The following is an 18,897-nucleotide window of genomic DNA, read 5'->3' on the forward strand; positions in this document are numbered from 1 at the left end:
GTATCTCAAAAACTAATGATCTTAACGCGACAGACATTCAAGATGAAAATTTTGATGATGCGCAACAGCGAACCAAATTGTACGAGCTATTAAAACAGCGGGAGCAAAGCTGGTGGCAAGCTCGCCAGCAATTAATTAGCCATAAAGAACGAAAAATGTTTTGGTACGGTGAAAACAGCTTGATGATGTGGTTACTGTGGCAGCTGGTCAGTTATGTGCTCGTTGCGATGGTGCTGATGTTGCTTAGCAATCAGCTCGGTATTTTACTACCCTTATGGCAATATACTGCCTTATTTGTCTTACAGACAGTGATTTTTATGGCCATGCTCGCGTCCAAAAGTCGAATGGCAGACAGCTTGCAACGTAAAATCGATAAAGATGAGTTGATGCGTGAAGAGGCACTGAATGAGATGATTATCTTAGCAGAGGACAGCCTTTATCCCGATGTGCACGCTAAATCGCCTATTTCTCTAAGACAAATCTATGAGTGTTTTGGCAGAGATTTTCATTTAGCAAGTTTACATTGTTTGCTGCAAAAAGAGGTCAACGCTGGGCGCTTAATACTGACGCAAAAACAGATTGAAGCAGAGATTCTGCCACCAGATCTTGCGGATGATGAGCTCAATGAGCACGCTAGCGAAATGATATATAAAAGCACCTTATAAAAGGTGCTTTTGATATTAACGGGTTAAAAAATACAAAGCGTGCCATGAATGGATGATACACGCTGAGTATTTATCTTAGACTTATCTTGTAAGCCCATTTGTTCAATCACATTTGCTGTAAACAGCAGGCTGTTCTCTTTGCATACTGAGACTGCCATCAAGGCGGATCGTAGTGCGTCAAGTCTAGCAGCAGATAGCGGTTCATCATTTTGATCGCTGATATAAAACATATCTTCTGCACGTTCGCCCAAAGTGGTGATACGCGCAGCATGCACCTCAATTTTCTCCTGCAAAAATACCTGTCCTACTCTTGCCAATAGTCCCGGCTGATCAAGGTTTCTAAGCTCATAATATGCTGATCAGAAGCCTCATTAAACTCAAAATTAATCACCGTGGTCACTTCAAAATGTCTAAGCTGACGCGGTATGCGCTTATTGGTAAGTTTCAGTACTGTCGGGTCTTTAAAGGCATTGATTAAGCGCTGTTTGAGCTCTTGTTGACTGTCCTCATCGACCAATAGTGTGCCACTGGATCGAGCAGTACATAGGAGTCCAAAGCAAAATCGCGGGTAGCAGTAATGATACGGGCGTCTAAAACATCCAAGTTCATTTGATCGAATACAGCCATGGTGACTGCAAACAGGTTCGTCTGATCTTGGGTATAAACAAAGACCTGTACCGCATCAAGTGCCAGCTCGCGATGCTCACGTAATACCACCAATGGCGGGCTATCTGCATTAGAAGCAAGACCAATCGGCGGATGGTTCAAAATGGCTTCGGTATGCCATAAGATGTCTTCAGGAATTTCTCTCAAGAAATATTCATCACCCAAATCATCCCATAGCCTCAAGACCTCATCGCGATTCATGTGTTGATTGTTGACATTATCGAGCATCGCTAAGGCTTGGGTTCGTGTCGCACTGATCATATCTTGGCGATTAGTAGGTGCATCGATATCAGCGCGCAAAATGCGCCGAGTTTGTGAGTATAACTGTTTCATTAATGTGGCACGCCAGCTGTTCCACAACTGTGGATTGGTCGCATTCATATCCGCAACAGTGAGCACATATAAATGATTGAGGTGGGTGACATTACCGACTAAATTGGCAAAAATAGTGACCACTTCTGGATCTGAGATGTCTTTTTTCTGAGCAGTCATCGACATCAATAAATGATAGCGAGTGAGCCAACCGACCAAATTGGCATCTGCCAGACTCATACCATGCGCCAAACAAAATTCAGTCGACTCGGTTTGACCAAGCTCACTATGGTTGCCACCGCGACCTTTGGCAATATCATGGAACATGGCGGCCAGTACCAAGATTTCCTTGCGCTCGATACGTTGAAAGATGGAGCTGACCAGTGGGAAATCTTCATAAACCGTGGGTCGGTGAAGCGATGTAAAATCCGAATCAAAAATAAGGTATGCGCATCAACCGTATAACGGTGAAATAAATCATATTGCATCAGACCCGTCACTTGGGCGAACGCAGGAATGTAGCTGCCTAAGACGCCGTAGCGATTCATGGCACGCAGGCGATGAAACAGATAATTCTGCTCTTTTAAATTGGCTAAGAAGAGCGCTTGGTGAGCGGGGTTATCACGGTAGACTTGATCGATGCCACGCGCGGCGATTTTTAGCGCACGCAACGTATGAGTACGCACGTTTTTGATACCGTACTGACCCATCAGTAAAAACATCTCTAGGATAGCATCAGGATGCTGAGCAAAAACCCGATGATGCGCCATGGCGATTTGGTCACCAACTTGGTTGAAGCGGGCATTGATTGGCTGTTTTTTTGGACGCTCATCATCAGGCAACTGCGGCTCTATAATAGTCTCGTAATAGTGATTGGTCAGCATCTCAGACAGCGTTGATATCTGCATGGCACAGCGATAATAGTCGCGCATAAAACGCTCGACGGCGGCATTTGGCTGATCGTCTGGCTGCGTCTCATAACCCATCAATTGGGCAATCTCACGCTGATAATCAAACAGCAGCTTGTTTTCGTTGCGACCAGTCAATACATGCAGATAATGACGTATTTGCCATAAATAACCTTCTGCAAAGTTCAGCTCATCGAACTCTTTTTCAGTCAAAAAGTTTTGTTGTACTAAGTCATAAAGCTTACCCACTCGAAAATAGCGTTTGGTTACCCAGCCGATGATATGAATGTCGCGTAGACCACCAGGGGCGGTTTTTATATTGGGTTCAAGGTTGTACTCGGTGGCATTGTGCTGTAAATATCGCGCTTTAGCTTCTGCGATTTTTACTTCAAAAAACTTACGTGGCGACCACTGTTTATTGACAATTTGAACGGGCACATCCTGTAAAGCCTCATTACCAATTAATAGCCGAGCTTCTAGCTGTGCACTGGCAATGGTGTGATCGAGCGACGCCTCTAAAGCGTCATTAACACTACGTACCGAGAGAGCAGGCTCTAATCCTATGTCCCACAATAGCGCCACCAACCGATCTATTTTCCCACTGGCATCAGCGCCAATCTCATCAGGGGAGAGCAATAAAATGTCGATGTCTGAATAAAGCGACAGCTCGCCACGACCATAACCGCCTGTGGCAAATAAAGCCAAATCTGTCTTATCCAGCTCAAACCAGTTAAACAAGGCAATCAGCAATTCGTCAATCGCACCAGAGCGTGCCGCCACCAATTGACGAATATTGACACCGCGCTCAAGTGCACGGTTCATATCCTGATTAATTTGAGTCAACCAGTGAGGAATACCCAGTAGCGACTTTTCAGTGACAGGAGTGTCCGCTAGCAGTGACGCGTTTGTCGCTATATCCTTTGATAATAGAGGTAAAGGTGTCAGATCGATAGAAGCGACATCACAAGTAAACATGAGTGTTATCCCGTTAAGAGTTTAAAAATAAAACGTTTCAGCTGAAAAGCGTAGAATCAACAGTGTGCTGGTAGCTGACAAAAGCCACAAGTAGAAGTTACCAATATAAGTTATTAAGTCATCAGAGTATAAAGATAAAAAGCGGGTGAGCACAATACTCAATATGACCCAATTATTGGCCAAAAAAAGACCGCCTAGGCGATCTTTTTTGATATTACTGGGTCAAAAAACTCAAATCTTCTTCAGGCGAGTGGTAAACACCTCACAGCCATTATCGGTCACGACCATCGTATGCTCCCACTGTGCTGACAGCTTACGGTCTTTAGTAATCGCCGTCCATTCGTCAGGCAAAATCTTGGTTTGCCATGTACCTTGGTTAATCATCGGTTCGATGGTAAAGGTCATGCCTGTTTTTAGCTCAAAGCCTGTGCCTTTTTTGCCATAGTGCATGACTTGCGGCTCATGGTGAAACTCATTACTAATGCCGTGACCACAGAACTCGCGGACGATACTAAAACGCTCAGGCTCGACCACTGCTTGGATAGCAGCACCGACATCACCAAGACGCGCACCGTTTTTGACGACACTCATACCAGCATATAGGGCGTCTTGTGCCACTTTGCAGATACGCTGTGCCATGATAGAGCCGTTACCAACGATCCACATTTTTGAGGTATCGCCATAGTAGCCATCTTTTATCACGGTCACATCGATATTGATGATATCGCCATCTTTGAGTAGCTTGTTTTCGGCTGGAATACCATGACAAACCACATGGTTAATCGAGGTACAAATTGATTTTGGGAAGCATTATAGTTAAGCGGTGCAGGAATAGCCTGTTGCACATTAACGATATAGTCATGGGCGATTTGGTTAAGTGCCTCGGTACTGATGCCAACTCGAACGTGCTCATCGAGCATGACTAGGACGTCACTGGCAAGTTTACCGGCCACGCGCATTTTTTCTATGGCTTCTGGGGACTGGATAAGGGATTTTTTAGTCATCATTATATTACTTATAGTTATGGAATTAATGGCTTGAATTATAACATAAATGAAGACGCCGCTGTTTTACGTTAAGTGATAGTGAACCTATCATTATTATTGATAATAATTGCTTTACAGCGAAGTAGGGGCAGTTGTGACCCTCTAGTCACGATAATATATTCATATTTTGACAATTTAGTTGAATGTTACAGAAGATATAAGTAATGTAATTTTGCATGCTAAAGGAATTAGCAGCAATCTTTGCCGATATTATGAGGTAAAGATAATTCAAAATTAATGATAACAAGGACGTTATTATGACGCTAAAATCTTCTCTAGCTTTGGCTTTCACGCCCAGCGCATTTCTCCCCTCACTTGGTGTTATCGGTGCCGGTGTACTTTTAATGGCTTTACAAACCACCTCGGCTCAAGCTGCTGGTCAATACTATAATTGCGCCAATTCAACCGGATGTAAGCTGGTCAGCAACAAATACTGGACGTCAAATCATACTGATACAAAATACCCAATTGTTATGGCACATGGTCTTGGCGGCTTCACTAACTTGTTTGGGGTTATCGACTACTTCAATGGTATTCCTCAAGAGTTGATGAAAGGCGGCTCAGAGGTATATACCACCAAAACGTCAGCCGTCAATAACAGTGAGATTCGCGGAGAGCAACTGCTGCAACAAGTCAAAACCATCACTGCCATTTCAGGTAAGCCTAAAGTCAATTTATTTGGACACAGTCAAGGCGGTATAGATATCCGCTATGTCGCTGGCGTCGCGCCAAAATATGTCGCATCAGTCACGCAGTCTCAAGCCCAGAACAAGGGTCAAAAACGGCAGATTTTGTCAAAAACACCCTTGAGCCAAACAACACCACAGGTAATCCATCCAATGTCACAACACAGCTAGTCTCAGGCGTGTTCAATTTGATTGGTGGCTTTACAGACGTTGGCTCAGGTATCAGTTTTAAAGAGATACAAGAGCAAGATGGCTGGCAAGCGCTCGTGGCTTTATCAACTGATGGTGCTGCTAAGTTCAATGCCAAATTTCCCGCGGCAATGCCAAAAAACTATTGTGGTCAGCCGACCAGTACTGCTGTCAATGGTATCAAATACTATTCGTTCAGCGGGGTTGGGCAAATAACGAGCGCACTGGATCCTAGTGATTATCTATTAGCAGCAACGGGCGTACCGTTTGCAGGCGAGTCTAATGATGGGTTGGTATCTGCTTGCTCAAGTCGTCTTGGTTATGTGATTCGGGATAATTATAGAATGAATCATTTGGATTCAGCCGATCAAGTATTGGGTCTGACGGCATGGGGCGATTCTGAGCCAAAATCCATCTATCGTACTCAGGTCAATCGTCTTAAAAACGCTAACCTTTAATAATGTAAGCTTTTAATAACATACGCTTTTAAAAACATAAGCCTTTAAGCTGACTTATAAAAAGAACCCTCATCTATGTCGAATAATCGCCGCCCAGCCTATCTACCAATAGTTATAATCGCCGTGGTTAGCATAGCCATAACGGCGGCGGTGATTATGTGGTTCAAACCTGATAATACACGTATGGCTACAGCGCAACCAGTATCCAGTGCCCTCACTAGTGAGGCTGATGCTACTCTATCAACTGCGCTGGATAATGGCCAAGTAGTGCAAACAACTACTGCAAACCAAAACCAGTCTCTATTTGTCACTGGATTGGAGCGTTTGCCGCGCTCATTACAAGGCACGCAAATTGACGGCGAAATCATCATCGACGAAAATAAGCAGTTGGTCGTCACTGAAGGTCTACGGCGTTTATTCGATTATTTTTTGTCGGCGCTGGGTGAAGAAGATGAAGCGGTTATTTATGCCCGTGTCGAAAGCTATATTCGTCACCACACGCCAGAGCCAGCCGCTAGTCAAGCGGTCACTATATTTGACCAATATATTACCTATCTTAAAGCCATTTCTGAAATAGAAGAACGTTATGGCAATCTGCAATTACAAGCGGCAAAAAGCGGTGAGCTGGATCTGAATGTCGTCGCTCAGCAAAAGCAAGATGTAGCCAAGTTGCGTCAGCAGTATTTTACTAAAGAAACCATTACCGCCTTCTTTGGTGCAGAAGAGGAGTATGATGATTATAGTATGGAGATGGTCAGAATTAACCAAAACCAGCAGCTAACGGATGTGGAAAAAGAGGCAACACGGCAGAACTACATTAGCCGTATGCCAGATAATGCGCTCAAAGCTGGTATCACCCAGCAAGCCAATCTGAACGAGCTGATGAATCGCACAAAACAGATGCAAGCAAAAGGGGCAACGGCTCAGGAATTGTATAACATGCGTCGTGATCTGGTAGGTGCTCCAGCCGCCGCACGCCTCGCGCAAGTCGATGCAGAAGATGCTAACTTTGCTCAACGTTTCGACCAATATCAAGCTCAAAAACAGCGCTTATTAAGTCAAAGTGCAGATAAAACGCAAGCACAAACCCAAATCAATCAAATCGAACAGCAGCTATTTAGTGAGGCTGAACGCAAACGTTTGGTAGCTATGCTGCTTTGCAACAACAGAACAGCGCCAATCTAGAGTAATGCCTAACATAAATAAGTAAAACGATAATTTTAACGAGAAATTGTCGGTTTTCAGAGTATATTCGAGAAGTTATAGAAAAAGTGTTAGCAGTTAATGTACCGTCTAACAATAGAGGTTAGCAAAAAGACTATAGAGCGCAACAAATAACAGGGTAATCATACACTCAATCTATAATGACAGTTAAGCTCCAGTTGTGCATAATGACCGCATTATTGAGAATAATGAATAAAACAGTAAATTAATCATAATAAAAACGAATGTTTAGGATAAGAGCTATTTTTTATTCTAAAAAAACCACTAGAGGAGTTTATATGAAAAACATGACTAAAATGATGATGGCAGCAACGCTTGCGGTAGGTACATTGGCTGCTGGTTGCCAAACCACCCCTAGCGTAACAGCGCCAGTGACTCAACCAATTACTTCTAATACGCTACAAGCATATGATTGGCAGCTAGTTGACGCAAAACGCAGCAATGGCGACAAAGTTAGTCAATTGTTCTTTGATCCAGCGAAGCCATTGACGCTAAAGTTCTTCAAAGATAGCGGCAGTGACCGTGTGACCTTTATGAACACCTGTAATAACATGGGCGCTGACTACAAGGTTGTGAATGGCAATGTCGTATTAGGCAACGTTTTATCTACTATGATGGCATGCCTGAGCCACAAGCAAGTTTTGATACGGCGACTTTAGCGACCGTACAAGGTAAATATAGCATCAGTAAAAATGCCAATAACACGCCTATCTTGACCATTACCAATAGCAATCAAGTTGCCCATTTCAAAGCCGTTTCTAAATAATTTAGTCATTACAAATGGTTTTTGAATAGTCTTTGCTAAGAGCAAGGTTGAATAAAAGCAATGTTCTATAAAAGCCAGATGTACTTTTAAAAAATGCCTCACTATCTAGTGGGGTATTTTTTGTCCAAAATTTGGCATGGTTTACGCTACACTGTCATTTGCTATTAAGTAAAGTCTTTAGGCTAGGATATTTTAATGCACTCAATCTTTTAGCCTTGATTGTCAAGATTCTCAGTACGCAATAATCAACACTTTATTGGACGTTATTTTATGTCAAAAATGCTTGTATCAAAATCATCTGTCAATATAAGAACGATAAGTAATATCACCGCACTAACGACTTTTATTCTGTTGACGGGTTGTCAGACCTTGCCTAGTACGATGTCTAAAACGATGCAAGCACCTGCTAATAATATGAGTGCGAGCAATCCACTAACGGTGCAAATGTCAGCGATAGATCGGCAAGGGCGCATTGCTTATGTCGAGGAGCAAGGAATCGGAGCTGCAAAGATATCGACGCTTTATAGCATTCGTCCTGATGGTAGTGATCGTCAGTTAATCGATCAGCTTAATGGTTATATTTATGCGCCAGCGTGGTCAGCTGATGGGCAACTGCTGGCATATAGTAAACAAGCGCCGCGCCAGCATCCTAAGATTTATATCTATGATCGCAAAAGCAACATCCGCAACCTTGTGGTAAATGCTGAAGGCAGCAATATGTCAGCGTCGTTCTCACCTGATGGGCAAAAACTCCTTTATAGCTCGACGGTCGGCGGCAATGCTGATATCTATGAGATGCGTCTGAGCGAAGGTAAGACCACACAGCTCACTACGTTACCGAGCACGGAAGTGCAGCCAAGCTACGCCAGTGATGGGCAAAGTTTTGTCTATACCAGTGATAAAGTCCGCACTGGACGCCCACGTATCTATCGCTATAACTTCGAGACTGCTAGTGCCACGCCTGTGCTAACAAGTGGCTATGTCGCCAGTCCGCAACTGAGCTTGGACGGTCAGCGCATGGCCTATCTCAATGGTCGTAAGGCTGCGGTGATGACGCTGGCTACAGGGCAAGTTATCAATCTAGCAGAGACTGGACTTGATGAACCAGCGCGTCTGTCACCATCTGCACAGTATGCTGTCTATCCGACAAAGCTTTCACAAGTGGGCGGTCAAAATGGCGGCAGCTTGGTCATTCACTCATTATCTGGTAATACAAGTTATGCCATTGGCAGTAAGATGGGCGGAGTCGTGCGTTCGCCAATATGGGGACGCTAAAGGCAAAACCTATGTATTATGTAATGGAATGTATATATAATCCTTGATAAAACAACATAAGTTGATTTAAAAAATGTAAACTTGGCAGCATTAATTCGAGTGAGCATCATCCACATAATACCAATTTGCATAACCAAGTCATTGAGCTAATAGATTTGGTGAGCAAAAGGAGAATACGCGCAATGCAAGAAGCTTTTTTAGTCTTTATCACTAAAATCAGTTTATATCCCACGATTATTTTTACGGGGCTTGTGATGTTCGTCACCTTATATTGGATAGTCTCTCTACTTGGTATGGCCGATATGGATAGCGTAGACCTTGGTGAGTCAGGCGGTGATGCTGATGTCTCTACCTTATCATCGACTGGTTTTTTTACCGGTCTCATGCTCAAATTTGGTCTTTACGGTGTCCCTTTAATCATCATACTAAGCTTAATTAGCTTGATCGGTTGGTTGCTCAGCTATTTATATACCAGCTTTTTACACCAATATTTCGATTCTGGTGTTCTGTATTATTTATTCGGTACAGGGGCGCTCATTTTCGTATTGGTCGTATCCATGTGGTTGACAGGTATTATTATTTCGCCGATTCGCAAAAATATCGCCAAAATTCCCAAACGTAATTCGTCCAATAATGTGGGTAAGATCGCTGTTGTGCGTACGCTTAGTGTCACAGACAAGCATGGCGAAGCAGAATTGAATGATGGCGGTGCAGGATTGATACTCAAAATTCGTTCAGACATCAATGATGGCTTGCTGAAACAAGGCGATCGAGTGATGTTGGTGGAGTATTTAGAAGCAGCCAATACCTATCGAGTTGCTGTCGTCGAAGATAAAAAAATATTGTAAAACTATGAATAAAGCTAATCGTTTTTAGAAGTAATTGATTGTCAGAAATAGCGAGTTTTTAGAAATAGCACGAATCGTTTTAAATTTGGTTATAGTCTGTTCAAGATAATTCAGATATCAGAATGGTGCGTGACAGGGCTATAAAGCGCACATGCTATAAACAGTGCCATAAATAGTAGAGTTAGCAGGCTGATAGCGTATCTGATTTATATTGAAGGGATTATGGAATGTTTTAATTAAAGGAATGGATATGGACACACTCATTATCGTCGGCGTGGTTGTAGTGCTGGCGTTTGTTTTTATGATGGTCGCACTATTGATGCTCAAGGCCTTTTACTTTAAGGTCGAGCAGGGCAAAGCACTCATTATCAACGGTGTGAGTAAAATTGCCGTACGTTTTGATGGTGGTTTTGTTTGGCCAGTCATCAACAAAAAAGAATTGATGCGCATATCGCTCATCACCTTAGAAGTGGACAGACGCGGTAAAGAAGGTTTGATTTGCGCAGACAACATGCGTGCTGATATCACCGTGGCATTTTATTTACGCGTCAATGAAACCGAAGAGGATGTGCTAAAAGTCGCCAAATCGGTTGGGGTAGAGCGTGCGTCAGATAAAGTCGCTGTCAACGAGCTGTTTAATGCCAAGTTCTCAGAAGCCTTAAAAACGGTTGGTAAGCAGATTGATTTCGTCAAACTATTTGAAAACCGCAGCGAGTTTCGTGACAGCATCGTTCAAGAAATTGGTAACGATCTGAATGGTTATGTCTTAGAAGATGTGGCGATTGATTATTTAGAGCAAACGCCAAAATCTTCATTAGACTCAAGTAATATCTTAGATGCTGAAGGTATCAAAAAGATTACGCAATTAACGGCCTTTCAGAACGTCATCACCAACGAGCTTGAGCGTGATGAAGAATTGGCTGTTAAGAAAAAGAATGTCGAAACCAGAGAGGCAATGCTAGAGCTTGAGCGTCAGCAAGCCGATGCCGAAGCCAAACAGCAACGTGAAATCTCGTCAGTGATTGCACGCGAAACGGCTGAAACCCGCAAGATTGAAGAAGAAGAGCGTAAAAAGTCTGAAACGGCTGTTATCTCGGTTGAGCAGGATTTGGCCATTCAGCGTGAGAATCAGCAACGTGAAATCGAAGTAGCAGGTCAAAATCGTCTGCGTGCGGTCGTCATCGAAGAAGAAAAAGTCACGCGTGCCCGTGATTTAGAAATTGTCTCTCGTGAGCGTGAAGTTGACTTGCAACGTATCGAAGCTGAACGTGCGATTGAGCTTGAGAAAAAAGAAATCGCCAACGTCATTCGTGAACGTATCGCGGTAGATAAAACGGTTGCGCAAGAAGAAGAGCGTATCAAAGAAGTCCGCGAAATTAGCGAAGCTGAGCGTTCTAAGCAAACACGTGTGCTAGCAGCAGAAGCCGATGCGGAAGAAATCAAAGTACGTCAGGTGAAAAAAGCCGAAGCAGAAGAGCTGTCTGCCAAGCATAAAGCCGTCGAAATCACCACGCTTGCCGCTGCTAATCTTGAAGCATCCGCTAAAGATTCAGAAGCCAAAATTAAAATGGCCGAAGGTACCAAAGCCGAAGAGTCAGCACATGGCTTCGCTGAAGCGGCTATCCAAGAAGTCAAAGCCGCTTCTTTAGAAAAAGAAGGCATTGCGAAAGCCAATGTTATCAAAGCAACTGGACAAGCTGAAGCGCAATCAGATCGTGAAAAAGGCATGGCAGATGCTGAGGTTATCGCGGCTCGCGGCGAATCTAAGGCAAAAGCTGAACGTAATATCGGTATGGTCGATGCAGAAATCATCGCCGCTCGTGGTGAATCTACCGCCAGAGCTGAGCGTGAAAAAGGCATGGCAGATGCTCAAGTCATCGCAGCTCGCGGTGAGTCAAATGCCAAAGCAGAACGTGAAGTTGGATTGGCAAAAGCCGAAGTTACTCGTGCACATTTCCAAGCTGAAGCAGATGGTCTGGTCGAGAAATTCAATGCCATGGGTAGCATGAGCAAAGAGGCACGTGAGCACGAAGAGTTCCGCATGAGTCTTGAGACAGCCTTGCAAGAAGCGCTTGCCTCAATTGACGCTGGTAAAGAAATTGCGAAAGAGAATGCTGAAGTATTGGCAGTTGCGTTACAGAAAGCCAAAATCGATATTGTTGGCGGCGAAGCGCATTTCTTTGACAACTTTGCCAAGTCACTGTCTATCGGTAAAGCCATCGATGCCTAGCGGGTAAGTCAGACACATTGAGCGGTATCATCAATGGTGTGATGGCCAGTCAAGCCATGAAATCAAACCAGAAAAATGATGATAAAACGACTTATTAATAGGGTCTAAATGTCTAGTGTTATTGGGCAAGTATTAGTGGACAAGTTTTTGTCTAACAGTATGAATGAGTAATATTTTCTAAAGTAAAAAATCTGTCGTGTAGGCGGCAGATTTTTTGGCTAACTCATAGTGATTTAGAACGATGAATTATAATGAGTTGGCTAATCTAAAAAAATAGCAGTGACCACTCGTTTTTTTAGATTAGCCAAGTGCTTCTTTACTTTCAATGATTCTTTATTGCCCAAAACTCTCTTATAGTGGATTCAGTTTAAAAGAGATACAAGGCAACCGAGTGCAGATGTATATGTGATACTTCAAGCGAGGTTAACGCTGTAGCTCTTTTATAAAGGATTGACTATATTATGTAAAAACAGAAACGGACGAGCAACGATGGCGGACACGCAAAACTCAACAAATTCAGACAGCAACGATAACGCTAATCAAGCCAACCAAACCGATCAGGCAGTTGCTTCAGGCAATGCTTATGAGCTCATCAAAAAACGTCTGACGGAACAAGGCGGCCGTTTAGAGACGCAAACGCAGACGCTCAATAATGCGCGTCTCGAAGAGTTTGGCAGCACCCAAATGCAAGTCATCGCCCGTACTCGTATTCGTACCGAATACAACTGTGTGGCACAAGACATGGTGCAGGTTGGTGATTATCTGCTATTTGGCTACAACGTTTTTATGGGGCTCAAACGCGCGAGCAATATTAAGGATGTATTGTCGTTATATCGTCTGAACGAGCCAGTTGGTAATGAAGAAGAGTATCAGCTCGAAGAGGTCGATTTAAAAGGGACGTTTTTGGCTCAAGACGCCTTTGTCCAAGACTTCAATGAGCTGTATCGATATTACAAGCAAACGCGCCTGATTCAAATAACGGTGAAAGACAGCAAATTGCTGTTGGCATTTCAGATTGGTGAGCGCATCACCGATATTCGAGTGTTCCGTTTTGCGTTAGATTTTAGCCAAGGCACACCAGAGTCGGCGCAAGTCGCTTATGTGGACAACCGAGGCGAGCGTGATATTGAACTGCCGCCTGCTTATGATTTTGACTGGATTGATACCACCCGCGATCAAATGGTGAATGGCAAATATCCGCATATGAATATCTTAGACACGATATTCGTGGAAACGGTCGGTGGCGATTTGACCATTAAGATTGAGGACAATACGCAGTCCGGTCAAGGTATTTATAGCGAACCAGTCAATGACCGTACCCAGTCGCTTACCGATGCCGAGATTGCGTATGCCAAAGTCGGCAGTCTAATACTGCTTAAAATATTGCCTTATCGTGAAGAGGACTACCGTTATTTCGTTTATAACACCTTGACCGAAGCGGTACTGCGATTGGACGCGATTGGACAGTCGTGTGTTCAGCTACCAGAAGACCATGGCATCATGTTTCCGGGTGGCTACTATCTACAGACAGGCGAGTATAAGCTGTTCGAGGCCAATAATGTTGGTGCTACTGACTTACGGTTTAAGCGTAAAATTGTATCGCCAAATGGGGAAGATGTTCTATTCTTATTTTACGATAGAGACTTGGGCGTCACGGGGCTGTTTCCTTATAATTTGATTAAAAAGCAATTGGCAAATCCTATCTATTGCAACGGTATGGCTTTGGCTGAGAATGGCCGTTTGGTGCTGTTTAGTGACCAAAGTGAGCCATCTCGTATTCATCCGATGCAGATATGGCACACACCTTACGCCTCACACGAGTATATCAGTGAGTTGCCAGAGAGCACGAGTTTTTATGGCAAGATCGGCAATAAAGAGTTGGTACGTGGTATCTCAGACCTGTATAGCATTACTCGCCTGATTGATAATCAAAGCGTATCACAGAAGCTCTATGAAGAGCTTACCAATAATACCAGCCGACTCTTCGACAGCTATTATTGGTTGTCTGAGCCTGAGCTGAGCGAAGTCGCCAGTAGTATTAAAGAAGTGACGGCGACAGCAGAGCTGGTCATTGATGAGTTCGCCAAAGTACAAAGTATCCAAAAGCAAACCCAAACCGCGTTAGCCGATGCCGATACCCAGCAAAGTGAGATTTTGCGGCAGATACGCGTCACTAGCTTTGAGTCTGCTAGTGATTATGTCGATCAGTTGTCAGCGTTAAGACGTCAAAAAGGCCGTTTGGTCAGCTTAGAAGATTTGCGTTATTTAGATGCTGATAAGCTACAAGCATTACAGACGCAGTTAGAAGAAGCAGAGGGCGAGCTGGCTGAAAAAACGGTGCTGTTTTTAAGTGGCGAAGAGGCGCTATCAAGTTACGAAGATATATTGGTCGATGTCAGTGAGCGTTTAAATACGGCTGAAACCAATGCCGAGCTAAAACCCGTACTAGAAAAAATCGATGAGACAGCGCAAGGGTTAGATTTATTAACCGAGCTACTAGGTACGTTAGATGTGGCTGATGCCACCGTACGCACACAAATTATCGATGATATATCGACTATCTATGCGAGCCTAAATCAGAGCAAAGCCAAACTCAATCATAAACGCAAAAATCTAGGCTCAGCGGAGGCCGTGGCGCAATTTGGCGCGCAATTTAAGCTATTTGGTCAATCGATTGCCAATGCCTTATCCATTGCCAATACCCCTGAGAAATCAGATGAGCAAATGGCTAAGCTATTGGTGCAGCTAGAAGAATTAGAAAGTCAGTTCGCTGATCCAGAGACCAATAGTGGCGATCAGTTTTTAGCAGACATTATCAGTAAGCGTGAAGAGATTTACGAGACTTTTGAAAATCATAAGCAGCAATTGCTCGATGCCCGCAACCGCAAAGCGCAAAACTTAGGTGATGGCGCGCTACGAATGCTTGAGAGTATTAAAAAACGCACGCAAAGCACTGGTGTTACAGGCTTTACAGAAGAAGAAGCGCTAAATACGTATTTTGCGGCTGATGGTCTGGTGCAAAAAGTTCGTAACATCGCAAAAGAGCTACAAGCGATGGGCTTTAGCGTCAAAGCCGATGACATCGATGCTCGCCTAAAAGCCATCCAAATAGAGAGCTATAAGAGTCTAAAAGATAAGTCAGATTTATTTGAAGATGGTGGTCAGATTATTAAACTGGGCAAGCACCGTTTTTCGGTCAATACTCAGCCACTTGATTTGACGTTATTGAGTCGTCAGCAGTCAGATGGCAATCGTGTTTTAAATCTACATCTAACGGGCACAGACTATTATGAAGTGCTTAATAATGTTGAGCTAAACGCCTTGCGCCCGTACTGGGACATGAATATTGCTTCCGAATCGGATACCGTTTACCGCGCCGAGTACTTAGCATATAGCATTATCGAAAGTGCCAAAAACAGCCAAGAGGGTTTGACGGAAGCGCGTCTATATCAAGCATACGATGCGACTGTCATTACCCTTGATGTGAATGGCGATATTGATAATGACAGCCCCTTGTCCAAACTGGTCAAAGCCTACGCTACTCCTCGTTATCAGCTCGGCTATGACAAAGGCATTCATGACCATGATGCTACGCTATTACTGATGCAAATACTGCCGACCTTGCGCGAGGCAGGACTGCTGATTTATACCCCGCAAGTACGAGCCTTGGCGCAACTATTTTATTGGCAGCTGAATATCGTCCAAGCGCTGGCTTAGACAGCTTACGCCAATTTGGTTATGACGCTTGGTTAAATGAGTCTGTGCTGACGCGAGCGAGCAACTGGACGGATAGAGCTGCGACCGCTGAGCAACTGCGCCGTGCCTTGGGTAGTGATACGGCCAAATCTTTATTGGTCGAAGACATGAGCCAAGTGATGCGTGATTTTGTCACTGCTTATAACAATGACAATGCTAGCGTTGATAACAACGCCAACATCTTCAAACCAAATTATGTCCAGCTTGCTTGCGAATATTTGGTTAGCGTGATGGGGCAGTCGGTTGAAACCAGTGCAGGCGCAAACAGCACAGTAAACTGGCAAACCAGCCAACAAGCGCAGCAGTTGTGTGAGCAGCTAAGCCAAACGCTAAACAGTGCGTCAGGCAGCCTGCAAAGCACAGCTGGCTTTGACCAACTGCAATCTTCTATTGGCAAGCTTGGCTTCCAACCAAAATCAGCTTATGAGCTGTTGGCAACCTGGTTCCATGCATTACTTGAGAAGATTTGCGGTGAGAATGAATCGGCTAACGTAGCGACTGATGGCACCAACGAAGCAGGTGAAGCACTCAGCGAAGCGCAGCTTGCCGAGATTGAAGCACAAAACGTGCTACGTAAGCAGCAATTAGAAAGTGGCCGTCATTATGTGCCGGAGGCGATAGCCGTTTTACTCACTCAATTGAACGATGCCCAACGTGAAGCCTTGGTGCAACGATTGATTTATTCAGGTGCTAGCTTTGATAAACGGATGGGTGTTAAAGGGTCAGGTAATAAAGGACTAAATGCTAAAGGACTAGGTAATCAAGGTTTAGGCAGTACAGGCACCAGTGCCACGCCATCTGCTTTATCATTTTCCTCAATCACTTCATCGACTATGTCATCGATCACGTCATTGACCAGTATTAATAATCCGCTCAATCAAGTGCAAAGCTTTGAGCGTAGCACGGGTAAAGTGTCGCTTGAAATACAAGTCAATCATTTACTGGGTGAGCATCCACGTATTCATCAGCAGACGTTAACCTTTGCCGTTGATGATTTCTTAAATCGTCTGCATCATCATGATACCCAAATTATCCCTGCCTATAGACGCTATCTGGCCATGCGCTCAGAGATATTGCATGACTCAAAAGAGACGTTGCGACTGGACGAGTTTAAGCCGCGTCCACTATCCTCATTTGTGCGTAACCGTCTGATTAACGAGAGCTATCTGCCACTCATCGGTGATAACCTTGCGAAACAGATGGGTACGGTCGGTGAAGATAAGCGTACCGATTTGATGGGTATTCTCATGATGATATCGCCACCAGGGTATGGTAAAACGACTTTGATGGAGTACGTGGCAAACCGTCTGGGCCTTATCTTTATGAAGATTAACTGTCCGTCACTCGGTCATGATGTGAAGTCTTTAGATCCTGAAAAAGCGCCCAATGCCACCGCACGAGAAGAGCTGAATAAAATCAACTTAGCTTTTGAGATGGGCAATAATGTCATGCTTTATCTCGATGATATTCAGCATACGCATGCGGAATTTTTACAGAAATTTATCTCGCTCGGCGATGGTACACGCCGTATTGATGGCGTCTGGCAAGACAAAACCAAAACTTATGACATGCGCGGCAAAAAGTTCTGCGTAGTCATGGCAGGTAACCCATATACCGAGAGCGGCGAGGCCTTCAAAGTGCCAGACATGCTCGCCAACCGTGCCGATATCTACAACTTAGGCGATATCATGAGCGGCATGGAAGAAGTGTTTGCGCTTAGTTATATCGAAAACTCGCTGACCTCTAATGCCGTATTAGCACCACTTGCCAACCGCGATTTGAGCGATGTGCATCGTCTCATCAAAATGGCGAAAGCGGACAATGCGAATCTTGCCCAAGCTCAAAGCGGTGATTTGACGTATCCGTATAGCACTTCAGAGATTAATGAGATTGTCGCGATCTTGCGTCATATGTTTAGGGTGCAAGAAGTCATTCTGGATGTTAACCAAGCGTATATCGCCTCTGCTTCGCAAGACGATAAGTACCGCGTTGAGCCGATATTTAAGCTGCAAGGCAGTTATCGTAATATGAATAAGATGACTGAAAAGCTGTCGGCGGTCATGAATAAGAGTGAGCTGAACCAGCTGATAGACGATCACTATTTGGGAGAGTCACAGCTACTGACCCAAGGCGCAGAGAGCAATCTGCTCAAGCTTGGCGAGATGCGCGGTGTGTTGACCGAAGCAGAAATGCAGCGTTGGACGCAAATCAAAGCAGACTTTTTACGTAACAAAGCCATGGGCGGAGAAGACGGTGATACGGGCGCGCGTATCGTTGCCCAGCTGGTCGACTTGGCCAGTGGCTTCAATGCCATCAGTAGCCAGTTTGAGATATACTTAACGAAAAATGATCCTGAACAAATCGCTCGATTACGAGAGGCAGGACAACAAGCGCAGCTTGATGCGCAGTTAAACGGCCAATTAGAAGCACAGAAAATCCTTGCCGATAGCGTGATCAATAATGCCAAAGTCGTCAGTGACAGTATCGATAATGGCTTTGAGAAAAGTCTGAATCAGCTGATGCAAATATATAAGCATGATCACAATGCTGAGAAGGCAGAAGGTGAGTATCTCAAGCAAAACCAAGAGGTGCAAAAAGCGCTGATGGTGCAGCTGGTCAATGCCGTTGAAGAGCTAGCACAGAAAATGGCCAATAGCTTGTCTAGTAGTCTGACTGAGAGCCTGATTAAAAATGAAGAGCATCAAACCGTAGATAGCGATGCGCCTGACATCACTCAGCAGACCGCACTTATGGCAAACGCATTAAAAGAGGCGCTTGCACCGCTGACGATGCAGATGGATGAGAAATTACTCATCGATAGCAGTACCGATCAATCAGGCAAGCTAATTGTCAATAGCCTCAACAGGCTAAATAAAATCTTTGATGATTATGA

At 44.2% G+C, this 18,897-nt stretch carries 11 protein-coding genes and 2 pseudogenes; 11 read left to right on the top strand and 2 right to left on the bottom strand.

All coding sequences use genetic code 11. The features are described from left to right. Positions 1-2 precede the first annotated feature (2 nt). Positions 3-665: a hypothetical protein gene (locus TT12_RS14195; RefSeq protein WP_045456092.1), complete on the top strand. Its 663-nt coding sequence runs from the start codon at positions 3-5 to the stop codon at positions 663-665. A gap of 152 nt (positions 666-817) precedes the next feature. Here TT12_RS14195 and glnD read toward each other — a convergent pair. Both glnD and map read right to left on the bottom strand, forming a co-directional pair. Next, positions 818-3,526 (bottom strand): annotated as a pseudogene (gene glnD / locus TT12_RS14200) ([protein-PII] uridylyltransferase); the annotation flags it as partial. A gap of 214 nt (positions 3,527-3,740) precedes the next feature. Continuing rightward, positions 3,741-4,530: pseudogene (gene map, locus TT12_RS14205) on the bottom strand (type I methionyl aminopeptidase). A 299-nt stretch (positions 4,531-4,829) separates the two neighbouring features. Here map and TT12_RS17950 point away from each other — a divergent pair. The 10 genes from TT12_RS17950 to TT12_RS17970 all read left to right on the top strand — a co-directional run. Then, the gene (locus TT12_RS17950) at positions 4,830-5,429 is read left to right on the top strand and encodes an esterase/lipase family protein (protein WP_243443745.1); all 600 of its coding nucleotides are present in this window, start codon (positions 4,830-4,832) and stop codon (positions 5,427-5,429) included. A 17-nt stretch (positions 5,430-5,446) separates the two neighbouring features. Beyond that, complete coding sequence (locus TT12_RS17955; protein WP_243443746.1) at positions 5,447-5,905, top strand: hypothetical protein; 459 nt, start codon at positions 5,447-5,449, stop codon at positions 5,903-5,905. 75 nt (positions 5,906-5,980) lie between these two features. Then, positions 5,981-7,090, top strand: a complete 1,110-nt coding sequence (locus tag TT12_RS14215; RefSeq protein ID WP_243443747.1) for a lipase secretion chaperone — start codon at positions 5,981-5,983, stop codon at positions 7,088-7,090. Positions 7,091-7,407: 317 nt separating this feature from the next. Next, positions 7,408-7,788 (top strand): META domain-containing protein, encoded by a 381-nt coding sequence (locus TT12_RS14220; RefSeq protein WP_243443748.1) that lies wholly within the window; start codon positions 7,408-7,410, stop codon positions 7,786-7,788. Next, positions 7,749-7,895 (top strand): hypothetical protein, encoded by a 147-nt coding sequence (locus TT12_RS17960; RefSeq protein WP_243443749.1) that lies wholly within the window; start codon positions 7,749-7,751, stop codon positions 7,893-7,895. The genes TT12_RS14220 and TT12_RS17960 overlap by 40 nt, the downstream gene beginning before the upstream one ends. Positions 7,896-8,165: 270 nt before the next feature. Continuing rightward, on the top strand, positions 8,166-9,170 hold the full coding sequence (locus TT12_RS14225; RefSeq protein WP_045456094.1) for a beta-propeller domain-containing protein: 1,005 nt from the start codon (positions 8,166-8,168) through the stop codon (positions 9,168-9,170). Between the two features lie 182 nt (positions 9,171-9,352). Next, positions 9,353-10,018 carry a hypothetical protein gene (locus TT12_RS14230; protein ID WP_045456097.1) on the top strand — a complete coding sequence of 222 codons (666 nt, stop codon included), beginning with the start codon at positions 9,353-9,355 and terminating at the stop codon, positions 10,016-10,018. Between the two features lie 250 nt (positions 10,019-10,268). Then, on the top strand, positions 10,269-12,248 hold the full coding sequence (locus TT12_RS14235) for a flotillin family protein (protein WP_243443750.1): 1,980 nt from the start codon (positions 10,269-10,271) through the stop codon (positions 12,246-12,248). 489 nt (positions 12,249-12,737) lie between these two features. Next, a complete protein-coding gene (locus tag TT12_RS17965) occupies positions 12,738-15,965 on the top strand; it encodes a DNA repair ATPase (protein WP_243443751.1) in 3,228 nt (1,075 codons plus the stop codon). Then, the coding region (locus TT12_RS17970; protein ID WP_045456099.1) for an ATP-binding protein at positions 15,932-18,897 on the top strand (2,966 nt) is incomplete at its 3' end. The genes TT12_RS17965 and TT12_RS17970, both read left to right, overlap by 34 nt.

The sequence above is a fragment of the Psychrobacter sp. JCM 18903 genome (assembly GCF_000586475.1).
Classification (GTDB): Bacteria; Pseudomonadota; Gammaproteobacteria; order Pseudomonadales; family Moraxellaceae; genus Psychrobacter.